Source organism: Nocardia sp. NPDC004068 (assembly GCF_042874315.1).
Classification (GTDB): domain Bacteria; phylum Actinomycetota; class Actinomycetes; order Mycobacteriales; family Mycobacteriaceae; genus Nocardia.
Genome location: NZ_JBIAMW010000005.1, coordinates 553,888 through 565,058, shown reverse-complemented (window position 1 = coordinate 565,058; position 11,171 = coordinate 553,888). Strand labels below are relative to the sequence as shown.

9 protein-coding genes are annotated in these 11,171 nt (G+C 69.9%); 5 read left to right on the top strand and 4 right to left on the bottom strand.

The window, feature by feature from the left end:
- Positions 1-634: 634 nt before the first annotated feature.
- Positions 635-1,375 (bottom strand): hypothetical protein, encoded by a 741-nt coding sequence (locus ACFYTQ_RS16170; protein ID WP_387361267.1) that lies wholly within the window; start codon positions 1,373-1,375, stop codon positions 635-637.
- 375 nt (positions 1,376-1,750) lie between these two features.
- Between ACFYTQ_RS16170 and ACFYTQ_RS16165 the strand changes: the two genes are divergently transcribed.
- Genes ACFYTQ_RS16165 through ACFYTQ_RS16150 form a run of 4 tightly spaced genes read left to right on the top strand, consistent with a single transcriptional unit; the run spans position 1,751 to position 7,051 of the window.
- Positions 1,751-3,064 (top strand): aminotransferase class V-fold PLP-dependent enzyme, encoded by a 1,314-nt coding sequence (locus ACFYTQ_RS16165; protein WP_387361265.1) that lies wholly within the window; start codon positions 1,751-1,753, stop codon positions 3,062-3,064.
- Positions 3,061-4,320 (top strand): heavy-metal-associated domain-containing protein, encoded by a 1,260-nt coding sequence (locus tag ACFYTQ_RS16160; RefSeq protein ID WP_387361263.1) that lies wholly within the window; start codon positions 3,061-3,063, stop codon positions 4,318-4,320. The genes ACFYTQ_RS16165 and ACFYTQ_RS16160 overlap by 4 nt, the downstream gene beginning before the upstream one ends.
- Complete coding sequence (locus ACFYTQ_RS16155; RefSeq protein WP_387361261.1) at positions 4,317-5,732, top strand: alanine racemase; 1,416 nt, start codon at positions 4,317-4,319, stop codon at positions 5,730-5,732. The genes ACFYTQ_RS16160 and ACFYTQ_RS16155 overlap by 4 nt, the downstream gene beginning before the upstream one ends.
- On the top strand, positions 5,732-7,051 hold the full coding sequence (locus tag ACFYTQ_RS16150; protein WP_387361259.1) for a pyridoxal-phosphate dependent enzyme: 1,320 nt from the start codon (positions 5,732-5,734) through the stop codon (positions 7,049-7,051). Before ACFYTQ_RS16155 ends, ACFYTQ_RS16150 begins: the two co-directional genes overlap by 1 nt.
- Before the next feature lie 172 nt (positions 7,052-7,223).
- Here ACFYTQ_RS16150 and ACFYTQ_RS16145 read toward each other — a convergent pair whose 3' ends face one another.
- Together ACFYTQ_RS16145 and ACFYTQ_RS16140 are read right to left on the bottom strand one after the other, a co-directional pair.
- Positions 7,224-8,699: an FtsW/RodA/SpoVE family cell cycle protein gene (locus ACFYTQ_RS16145; protein ID WP_387361338.1), complete on the bottom strand. Its 1,476-nt coding sequence runs from the start codon at positions 8,697-8,699 to the stop codon at positions 7,224-7,226.
- 13 nt (positions 8,700-8,712) lie between these two features.
- A complete protein-coding gene (locus tag ACFYTQ_RS16140; RefSeq protein WP_387361257.1) occupies positions 8,713-8,973 on the bottom strand; it encodes a hypothetical protein in 261 nt (86 codons plus the stop codon).
- Positions 8,974-9,121: 148 nt separating this feature from the next.
- On the opposite strand from ACFYTQ_RS16140, the gene ACFYTQ_RS16135 reads away from it, so the two are divergent.
- Positions 9,122-10,987: a Na+/H+ antiporter gene (locus tag ACFYTQ_RS16135; protein ID WP_387361255.1), complete on the top strand. Its 1,866-nt coding sequence runs from the start codon at positions 9,122-9,124 to the stop codon at positions 10,985-10,987.
- Here the strand turns inward: ACFYTQ_RS16135 and ACFYTQ_RS16130 are convergent.
- Positions 10,963-11,136 (bottom strand): hypothetical protein, encoded by a 174-nt coding sequence (locus ACFYTQ_RS16130; RefSeq protein ID WP_387361253.1) that lies wholly within the window; start codon positions 11,134-11,136, stop codon positions 10,963-10,965. The two genes, ACFYTQ_RS16135 and ACFYTQ_RS16130, sit on opposite strands and share 25 nt — an antisense overlap.
- Positions 11,137-11,171 lie beyond the last annotated feature (35 nt).

Below are 11,171 nucleotides of genomic sequence, written 5' to 3'. Positions count from 1 at the left end.
ATACTCAACACGCTCGCCCTGCACTATGGTGAGCGGATAACCGGAAACTAGCAGGACAATTCACCGTTCTGCCCACAAAAATTCCGACACTCCCACCAGCCCAGCCGCACCCCTTATTTGGATCCGCACCCGCTGTATAGCCCTGGAAGGGGTGCGAATCCGAATAAAGGGTGCGGCTGGGTTGGCGTACCGCTTGGGGCGCCGAGCCTTTTGGGGCGGCGTACCTCTTCGGGTGCCGCGCCTCTGGGGGACGCGCTCGTCTCGAGAGACGCCGCGCCTTCGAGCGCGCACGTCTTAGAGACCGCCGTACCTTCGGGGGTGATATCGCCTTCGGGCGTTGCGCCTTTGGTGGTGGCGGGACGCTGGGCCTTCGGGCGTGGCGTCATCTTGGGGACGGACCTTCCGCAGTGGCGTCATCTTGGGCGTTGCACCTATGGGCGGCGTACGTCTTGGAGGCCGCCGTGTCTCGAGGGTGCCGAACGTTTCGGGGCCTTCGAGCATGCCGAACGTGCTGGGACTCAAGGCGAATTCGAGGGCTGGCTCAGCGGAAGTAGAACGACGGTGAGGTGCCAGGCTGTGACGGCGGTCGTCAGGGGGAGGCCGGTCCAGAGTTCGGGGGTCGTAGGGAGGTGGCCTACGGCGGCGGAGGTGATGGCGATGTAGAGGGACCAGGTGGTGAGGGCGGCGGTGAGGGCGAAGGTGCGGTAGGCGGTGGGGCGGGTGGGGATGAGGATGAGGAGGTCGAGGGCGGGGGCGGCGAGGGTGAAGGGCAGGAGGACGGCGCGGTTGTGGGCGTGGGTTTGCGTGGCGGAGAGGGCGACCACGGGGAGGGTGGTGAGGGCGGCGGCGCCGAAGGGGAGGCGCGCCAGCGGCGGGCCAGGAACAGCAGGATGGTGGCGGTGATGAGGACGGCGGCGAGTTCGCGGACGGGGGCGTCGTCGTCGGTGGCGGAGAGGGCGTCGACGATTCGGTTGGCGGAGTAGGTGATCGCGTTGCCGTAGTCGAGGACCACCATGACGAGGGACGCGGCGAGGCCGGTGGTCAGCAGGGCGGGCCACAGTAGGCGCAGCGGCGGGGCGTCGCCGATATCGGTCCGGGCGACCGCGGAGCGGAGAGGCGCGGTGGCCAGAACCAGCATCGACACCGTCAACCCGAGATGCCCGGGGGCGAACACGATCGCGATGCCGCGCGCCTCTCCGAACCGCGCGTGCCACACGATGTCGGCGAGTCCCGACACCACGAATCCGCCGACCGCGACCACCGCCGACCGGTATCCCCACGGCACCGCCGCGAATCCGCGCAGCCCCTCGCGCACGCGCCGCCACACCAGACACAACATCCACCCCGCGAGCGCGAGAAACCCACTGCCGAACACCACGCCAGGCGAAAGCGCCGGGCTCGGGCGTCGAGGACCGCCCCCACACGTCGAGCATCAGGCCCGCGACGAGCCACACCGCGGCGAGCGCGGTCACGGCGTCGTCGACCGCGGTGGCGGGCACACCGCGGCGCGGGTCGCCGAGCGCCGCCCGCACTCCGCCCCGCCCCGCGCTCACCGGCATGACGGTACCGAGTGCACCCAGACGTCGCATCCGCGTGAACCCGCGCCTGGGCGTGTCGAATTCGCGGCGGACACGCCCGGCCCGCCGACGCGACCGTGCCAAACCCGTTGCCCGCGACAACGTTCGGACCGTGCCGCGATTTATGCGTATCGTTGATAGGTCGGAGCGTACGAGCCGGAGGGAGCGTCGCGTTGCGGTCACCAGCGCCTTGGCACAGTCCTGTTCAGCCCGCGCCCGGCTTCGACGCGGCCCGCGTGCGCGCGTTGTTCCCCGCGCTGGCCGAGGCCGACGAGGTGTATCTCGACAGCGCCTCCACCACCCAGAAACCGCTGCCGGTGATCGAGGCGGTGGAGGGCTACCACCGCCGCCACACCGCCAACGCCGGGCGCGGCACCTACCGATGGGCCACTGTCCTCGAACGCGAGATCGAGTCGATCCGCGCGCGGACGGCGGACTTCCTGGGCGCGCGGCCGGACGAGATCGTGTTCACCCCGGGCGCGACCGCGGGCCTGAACGCGGTCGCCCTCGCGTGGGGGCTGGCCGAACTCGACGACGGCGACGAAATCCTCTACAGCCCACGCGATCACGCCGCGAACGTGTACCCGTGGGTGCAGTTGCGCACCACCCTGGCCCGCTTCGGCCGGCACATCCGCTTGGTCCCCTACCGGGTGACCGCGTTGGGCGAGGCCGATATCGATGACCTCGCCGCACGCGTCACCCCACGCACCCGCTTGATCACCGTCAGCCATCTGCATCACGTCTTCGGCGCGCTCACCACCCTCGAGGAGCTGCGCGACCGGGTGGATCCGCGGGTGTTGTGGTGCTTCGACTGTAGCCAGAGCGGTGGACACCTGCCGATCGATGTGCGGGCGCTGGGTGCGGATTTCGCGGTGCTGTCCGCGCACAAGATGTTCGGCACCACCGGCACGGGAGTGCTGTACTGCGCGCGGCGGGTGCACGATCGGCTGACCGCGTTCCTGCCCGGCGGCAATTCCGCTGTGCGCGTGGCCGATTCGATGCTGCAACCGGCCGAGATGCCTCGCCGGCTCGAGGGCGGCACCCCCAACATCCCCGGCATCCTCGCCCTCGGCGCGGCCCTCGAGGTGCTCACCGACATGGGCCTGCCGCGGGTGGCCGAGCACAATCGAGTACTGACCCGCCGCCTGATCGACGGCCTGCGGCCGGTGCCGGGGCTGCGGTTCCTGCCCGGTCCCGCACACGCCCCGTGCGAAAACGGTTACGGGATCGTCTCGTTCACCCTCGACGGCATCGGCGCCACCGACCTCGGTTTCGTGGTCGCCGAGCTCGGGTTCCTGGTCCGCACCGGGGCCCACTGCGTTCCCGCCGACGCGGGTGCCGAACGAGTCCAGCCGGTCGATGCCGGGGGCCCGAATGGGCTCGCGGACGCGGATTCGGTGCGGGTGAGTACGCACGTCTACACCACCGGCGACGACATCGACCGGTTCGTTCGGTGTGTCGCCACGATCGCCTCGGAGGTCCGATGAGCACATCCGGCTACGACCGTCGCGCCGCCTCCCGGGTGCTGGCCGGGCTCGCCCGTCCGGGCCTGTTCGCCGATACTCCCACGGCGCGGCCCGGACGCGTCGAATTCGTGCGCACCCCACTGACTTTCGAGCAGGACAGCCATCTGACGCTGTCGCAGCGGCTGTATCTCGAGCGATTCATGCGGCCCTGCCGCCCCGATCAGGTCACCAGCGCCACCCACCGGCTCGCGTGGACCGACGGCGACGGCGTGCCCAACACCGGATTCGTGCATTCCGACGGCCTCGGGGCGATCGTCCCCATCGCCGTGCGCGAAACCGTCCTGACGCTGTGGCACGCGCTCGAAGACAATCACGCTCTCGCGCAACGTGTTTTGGAACTCAGCGCGAACGATCGGGCGGTGCTGGCCGCGACGACCACCGATCACGAGCCGATCGACATCTTCCGCGTCGGCATCGAGGCGTGCGGACGCGCCCTGGCCCAGCACGCCCTGCTGGCGCACACGACGCCGTATCGCAGCCCGGCCGAATTCGCTTGCGGCATGCGCGATTCCGGGATCTTCGCGGCGGTGGCCACGCGCTGGTACTGGGAGTTGCAGGCGTCGACGTATCGGCGCGGCATGATCCCGGTCGCCTTCGACGTCCAGCCGGATCGGACCGTGCGCTACACCGCCGAGACGGTCGCCACGCTGCGCGCGATGAAGGACGCCACCATCGCCGACGCGCACGCGGTCATGCACCGGGCGACCACCGTCGAGGGGTTGTCGGTTCCGGCGGCCCTCGCGAAATACCACGACGAGCTCGATCTCATCTCGCGGCAGTACGCGCTGTTGCCGCCCGGGACGCGCCCGGCCTGCCTGGCGGCGACGGCGCATCGCGTCGACGGCGGGCACTACAGCCTGTTGCCGGTGATCGCCGAGCGGTTCGTCGAGGAGTTCGTCGCGACCGTCGAGCGGCTCACCGTCGACGAGGTGGACGGCGAGATATCCGGCGACACAGGCGATTTCGCCCCCGAGGACCGGATCTTCTACGTACCGGACATGAACTGCAAGCACTGCGTGCGCACCATCACCGGCGTGCTCGAGTCCATGCGCATCCGGGTGCACGACATCGATCTGATCAGCAAACGCGTGGTGGCGGAGTTCCGCAGTCCGCGCAATCGGCACCGCGCCTTCGAGGCGCTGCGCGACGGGGGCTACAACCCGGTGTCGGCGCGGCCGGTGCCCGACGCCGCCCAGCCGACGGAAACCGCCGTATGACCGGCGCGCCGCCCGCGCTGCCCGCCGCCGTCCCACCGCTGGTCCGCGCGTTCCTCAACACGCCGGGCGCGGTCGAGGCGGCGGTGGAGCGGTTCGGGTCGCCCGCGCATCTGCTGTTCCCGCAGGTGTATCTGGACAATCTGGGCAGGTTGCGGGACGTGCTCGACCGGCATCGGATCGACTACCGAATCTGCTACGCGTTCAAGGTGAATCGATCGCGCGCGTTCCTGCGCACCGCCGAGGCGTCGGGGCTCGCGGTGGACGTGGCGTCGGAGCAGGAGTGGGCGGCGGCCCGGGAAGCGGGCTTCGATCCCGCGCGGATCGAGGTGACCGGGCCCAAGGGCGAGCGTTTCCTGCGCGCGCTGATCGGGTCGGGGGTGACGGTCAATGTCGACAATCTGTGGGAGCTCGAGCGGCTCGCGGCGCTGGGCGACGGAGTTCCGGTCCTGGTGCGGGTGTCGGGTTTTCCGGGCAGCGCGGTGAGCCGGTTCGGAATCGCGCTGGCCGAGATGGACGACGCGCTGGCCATTGCTGCCGCGCATCGGGACCGAATCAACCTGCGGGGCTTCGCCTTCCACCTCGACTCCGGGGCGACCGCGGAACGGGTACGGGCGGCGCAGGAGTGCCTGGGGCTGATCGAACGCGCCTACACCCACGGGCTCGCGCCCACCGTCCTCGACCTCGGCGGCGGGCTGCGGCAGGTCTTCACCGCCGACCCGGACCGGTTCGACGCGTACGTGGCGCGGTTGCGGGCCGCGCTGCTGGGCCGGGGCGAGCCGATGGCGTGGGGCGGGAACACCTTCGGTTTCCACATGGATGACACCGGCGTGCACGGGACGCCGGTGTTCCACAAATACGCCAACGCCGTGCCCGCGACCGCCATGCTCGACGATCTGCTCGCCGCGCCGCTGGACGCGCACGCCGGGCGGGGTCTCGCGCAGGTGGCCGCGGAGAATCTGCTCGAGCTGTGGCTGGAACCGGGCAAGGCCCTGGTCGATCAGGCCGGAATCACCGTCGCCACGGTCGAATTCGTCAAGCGCGCCGCCGACGGGAGTGTGCTGGTGAATCTGGACATCGGGCGCGATACGGTCACTCCCGCCGATCAGGAGGTGATGATGGATCCGGTGCTGGTGGGCGAGGACGGGCCGGACGGCGGGCCGGTGGGGGTGTTCCTCGCGGGGCGGCTGTGCCTGGAACGCGACATGATCAGCAATCACAAGGTGTGGTTCCCGCGACGCCCCCGGCCGGGTGATCATGTGGTGTTCGTGAACACGGCCGCCTACCACACCGACCTGTCGGCAGCCGGTGCGTCGATGCATCCGCTGCCACCCAAGGTGGCGGTGGTGCGGGCCGACAACGGGTTTCGGATGTGCCCGGACGGAGAGTACGAACCGGCGCTGGTGAGGTCCTGATGCGCTACGACCACATCACCGAACTCATCGGCGACACGCCGCTGCTGCGGTTGGATCCGGCCGTGCACGGGCTGGCCGACGTCGAGCTGTACGCCAAATTGGAGTTCTTCAATCCGTTCGGGTCGGTCAAGGACCGGGTGGCGTGGGGCATGATCCGCGACGAGATCGACGAGATCGCCGCGCGGGGACAGCGATTCATCGAGGCGTCCAGCGGCAACACCGCCAAGGCGCTGCGGATTCTCGGCGCGATGCGCGGGATCGGGTTGCGGGCGGTCACCAATCGCATGAAGGTGGCCGAGGTGCGCGACCTGCTCGAGCTGCTCGGCACCGAGATCGAGGAGCTGCCCGGATTGTCGGAATGTCCGGATCCGACGACGCCCAACGACGTGTACTCGGTCATCGAGGCGGCGATGGCCAAGCGGCCCGGGGCCTTTCATCACGCGTCGCAGTACACGAACGAGAAGAACATCGAGGCGCATCATCACGGGACCGGGCGCGAAATCCACGAGGATCTGTTCCGCGACGGGATCACCCGGGTCGACTATCTGATCGGCGGGCTGGGGACCACGGGTTCGACGCGCGGGGCGGCGACCTATCTGCGCAAGCATCATCCGGATCTGCGCACGATCGCGGTGGTGTCGGAGCGGTCGGACTTCATTCCCGGTATCCGGTCGGAGACCGAGATGTGGGATGTGGGGTTGTTCCAGCCGGACTTCTACGATGCGATCGTGCCGGTCGACTCCGGGCGCGCGATCGACGCGACGATGGAACTGGCGTTGCGGCACGGTGTTCTGGCCGGGCCGACGAGTGGGGCGTCCTACGCGGCCGCGTTGGATACGCTCGCCGCCCGGGAGCCCGGGGAGCCGATCGTGGCGGTGTTCATCGTGTGCGACCGCCTCGAGCCGTACCTGTCCTACATCAAGCAGCGCCGTCCGGAGTTGTTCGGCCGCAACGCGTCTCGCACCATCCCGCCCACCGCCGACGAGCTGGCCGCCGTCCCCCCGGTCACCCCCGACGACCTCGCCGCCCTCGACTCCCCCATCGTCGTCGACACCCGCGGCGCGATGGCCTACCGCATCGGGCACGTTCCCGGCGCCATCAACATCCGCGACGACCAACTCGACGACATGTTGACCCAGGGCATCCCCTTCCCTCGCAGCAAACCGCTGGTGTTCGTGTGCCCGGTCGGCGAGCTGTCCCGCCGGTTCGCGGCGCTGGCGCGGCGTGCGGGGCACGATGCGCGCAGTTTGGACGGGGGGATCGTGGCGTGGCGGGATGCGGGAAAGCCGTTGGAGTCCAATAACTCTCGGCCCGTCTGAGGCCCTGCCCGGCGCCCTGGCGGGCACCGGGCAGGGACAAGGAGGGACGTACTTTGGAATGGGCCGCAAGAGACAGGCACGGCAACCCAGCCGCACCCTTTATTCGGACCCGCACCCGTTGTAAGGCCATGCAAGGGGTGCGGATACGGGTAAAGGGTGCGGCTGGGGTGGGTTATCTGGGGCGGCGGGCTGGGCCGGGGTGGCGGATGTGTTCGGTCATGGCCTCGGCGATGGGGGCGGGGGGTGGGGCGGCGGGGGTGGCTACGGTGCGGGCGTCGTGGGAGATGCGCATGATGAGGGCGATGATGATGTAGTTGGCGAGCAGGGAGGAGCCGCCGTAGGACATGAAGGGGGTGGTGAGGCCGGTCAGGGGGATCAGTTTGGTGACGCCGCCGACCACGACGAACAGCTGCCAGCCCAGGGAGAAGGCGAGGCCGCCGCCGAGGAGTTTGCCGAAGGCGTCGCGGGTGGCGAGGGCGGCGGTGAAGCCGCGCACGGTGATGACGGTGAACAGCAGCAGGATCGCGGTCAGGCCGAACAGGCCCAGTTCCTCGCCGATGGTCGCGATGATGAAGTCCGTCTTGGCGAACGGAACCTCTTGCGGGCGGCCACCGCCCAGGCCCGCGCCCCACAGCCCGCCCGTGCCGAGACCGAACAGTCCCTGGGCGATCTGATAACCGTTGGTGTAGTAGGTCGCGAACGGGTCCTGCCACACCTGCACGCGCACCCGCACATGCCCGAACAACTGGTAGGCGATGATCGCGCCGACGGCGAACATGGCGATCCCGATGAACAGCCACGACGCTCGCCGCGTCGCGATGTACACCATCGCCAGCACCGTCCCGAACACCAGCAGCGAGAAGCCCAGATTCTTCTCGTACACCAGCACCAGCACCGACACGAACGTCACCAGCAGCAGCGGCCCCAGATCACGCAGCCGCGGCACGGTGAACCCGAGCACACGAGACCCGGCCGCCCCGAACAGGTCCCGGTTGTCGACCAGGAACGCCGCGATGAAGATCAGCAGCAGCACCTTGGCGAACTCACCGGGCTGAATCGAGAAGCCGCTCAACATGATCCAGCTCTTACCGCCGTTGACCTCGCTGAACCGCGACGGCAGGACCGCGGGCACCAGCAACGCCACCAGACCCGCCAGCCCGCAGGTGTAGGCGTATTTCGCGGGCTGGCCGTGGTTGCGGACCAGCGCCAGCAGCAACGCGAACAGCGCGATTCCCGCGGCGGTCCAGATCAATTGGTGCGCGGCGTCGGAGGAGGGCGCGGCCTTGCCGAGCGCGGCCGCGGTGGCCGCCTCGGCGCGGTCGAGCCGTTCGATGAGGACCAGGCCGAGCCCGTTGAGCAGGATCACGCACGGCAGGATCACCGGATCGGCCTTGGGCGCCAGCACCCGCACCGCGAGATGCGCCAACAGGGTCAGGCCCGCGAATACGGCCAGCGGCCACTGTAATTGGGTGTGGTCGCCGCCGGTCGCGCTCGCCACGGCGACACCGGCCACGGCGACGAGGGCCACCGCGGCGACGCACAGCACCAGCTCGGTGCGCCGCGGTCTGGGTAGGCCGATCGGACCCGAGGAGGTGCCGATCGGCCCGGACGAGAAGGGTTCCCGAGACGCGCTCACGGCAACCAGTATGCGGGGGCCGGACTCATCGGTTTCCGAGCGCCCGGACGAGGAGGTCCTTCAACTCCGCCACGCTCTCCTCGATCGAGCGCACCCGGGCGTCGGTCTCGTCGAGTTTGCGGCCGAGCCGCTCGAATCGCGCCTCCACCGCGTCGAACCGCTCGCGGGTCTGTTGTCCGAGCGAATTCACCGCGCGCACGATCGCGTCCGTCCGCGCGCGCGTCGCCGCGTCCTCGTCCTCCAACGCGGCGACGCGGGCATCGAGTTCGGGCGGCGTGGCAGGCATTGCGCGATCTTATCCGCGCCCGCCGCACCCTCGCAGCATCGACTGCCGAGGTGCACAGCGTGTCGGGCCGCGCATCCCGATGCCACCACTTGTCGGCTCACAGCGAACCGGTCGCGCTGGTTCCGTCCGGAACTGGCAGGATGACCGGGTGCATATCGCAGTCGGGCTGGTGGTGTTGGTCGCCGCGGCGGTCGCGCTGGCCGCGCTGGCGCGGCGGGTGGGGATGGCCGAGCCGCTGTTTCTGACCGTCGCGGGGATCGCGGCGTCGTATGTGCCGTTCGTGCCGGCGGTCGATCTCGATCCCGAGGTGGTGTTGCTGGGGCTGCTGCCGCCGTTGGTGTACACGGCCGCGATCAGTACCTCGCTGGTGGAGTTCCGGCCGAAGAAGTTGTCGATCGCGTTGCTGTCGGTGGGGTTGGTGTTGTTCACCACGTTCGCGGTCGCGTTGGTGGTGTGGCGGCTGCTCGACGTGCCGTTCGCCGCGGCGGTCGCGATCGGCGCGGTCGTCTCGCCGCCGGACGCGGTGGCGGCCACCTCGATCGCGCGGCGGGTGGGCATGCCGCGGCGGATCGTGACGCTGCTCGAGGGTGAGGCGCTGTTCAACGACGCGACCGCGCTGGTCACCCTGCGCACCGCGATCGTCGCGCTGACGGGGGCGTTCAGCGTCTGGCAGGCGGGCGCGGACTTCGCCATGGCCGCGGTCGGCGGCACGGTCATCGGCGTCGTGGCCGCGGGGGTGCTGGCGTTGCTGCGCCGCCGCATCACCGATCCGGTGCTCGACACCAGTCTGTCGTTCCTCGCGCCGTTCGCGGCGTATCTGCCCGCCGAGGCCGCGCACGCGTCGGGGGTCATCTCGGTCGTGGTGTGCGGGCTGATCCTGGGGCAGGGCGCGCCCGTGTGGCAGAGCGCGGCCTCGCGGATCGCCGAGCGCACCAATTGGCGCACGATCCAGTTCATCCTGGAGAACGCGGTGTTCCTCATCATGGGGTTGCAGGTGCGCCACATCGTCGACGACGCCTGGTCGAGCGGGCTCGACCACACCACGCTGCTGCTGGCGTGCGCGGCGGTCCTCGCGACCGTCGTCGTGGTGCGCCCGATCTGGGTGTTCCCGGCCACCTATTTCGCCTGGTTCGTGGAGAGCCGCCCGCGCGGCAAACCGCGCCCGGCGTGGACGAGCCCGGCGGTGGTGTCGTGGGCGGGCATGCGCGGGGTGGTCACCCTCGCCGGTGCGCTGCTGTTGCCCTCGGACACACCGCAATTGGCGACGCTCAAACTGCTGGCCCTGGTCGTGGTGGGCGGAACCCTTCTGCTGCAAGGGTTTTCGCTGCCATGGCTGATCCGCGCGCTGCGCCTGCGCGGGCCCAGCCGCGCCGAGGACGCGTTGCAGGAGGCGAATCTGCTGCAACAGGCCACCGCGGCGGGTCTGGCCGCGCTGGAGGCGGAGATCGCGCCGGAGACGCCGGAGGAGATCGTCACCGCGCTGCGCGAGCGGGTGGCTCGCCGCGCCAACGCCGCCTGGGAACAGCTGGGCCGGGCCGAGTCGGTGCGCATCACCCCCAGCGGCGAGTACCGGCGGCTGCGGCTGGTGATGCTGGGCGCCGAACGCGAAACCGTCCTGCGCGCACGGGATTCCGGAACGATCGACCACGAGGTCCTCGAACACGTGATGGCCTCGCTCGACCTCGAGGAGTCGACCATCGACCGGGTCGCCGAGGCCGACGATCAGCCGGGCGAGCCGTTGCGCGCGATGGGCACGGCGGGCTGCGAGCATCTGGCCGACGCGCCGCGGGTGGCGCTCACCGAACTGCCCGAGGTGTGCGCGGAATGCGTCGCCGAGGGCCTGACGTGGGTGCATCTGCGAATGTGTCTGAGCTGCGGCAACGTTGGGTGCTGCGACTCCTCGGTCGGCAATCACGCCACCCGCCACTACCACGCCACCGGCCACCCGGTGATGCGCAGCGTCGAGCCCGGCGAGAAGTGGCGCTGGTGCTACGTGGACGAGATCCTGGGCTGATCGCCCGCTTCCCCGGACGGCTTGGTCAGCCGGACGACGCCCGCGTCGAGATCGAGGTCCAAGCGCGGGCGGTGCGTCTGCCCGTCACTGTCCTCGCTGCCCTCGTCGGCGAGTTTGTTGCCCGGAAACAGTTCACCGATGAAACCCATGCCTCCACGCTACCCAGCGGCGGCAAGCAGGGTGG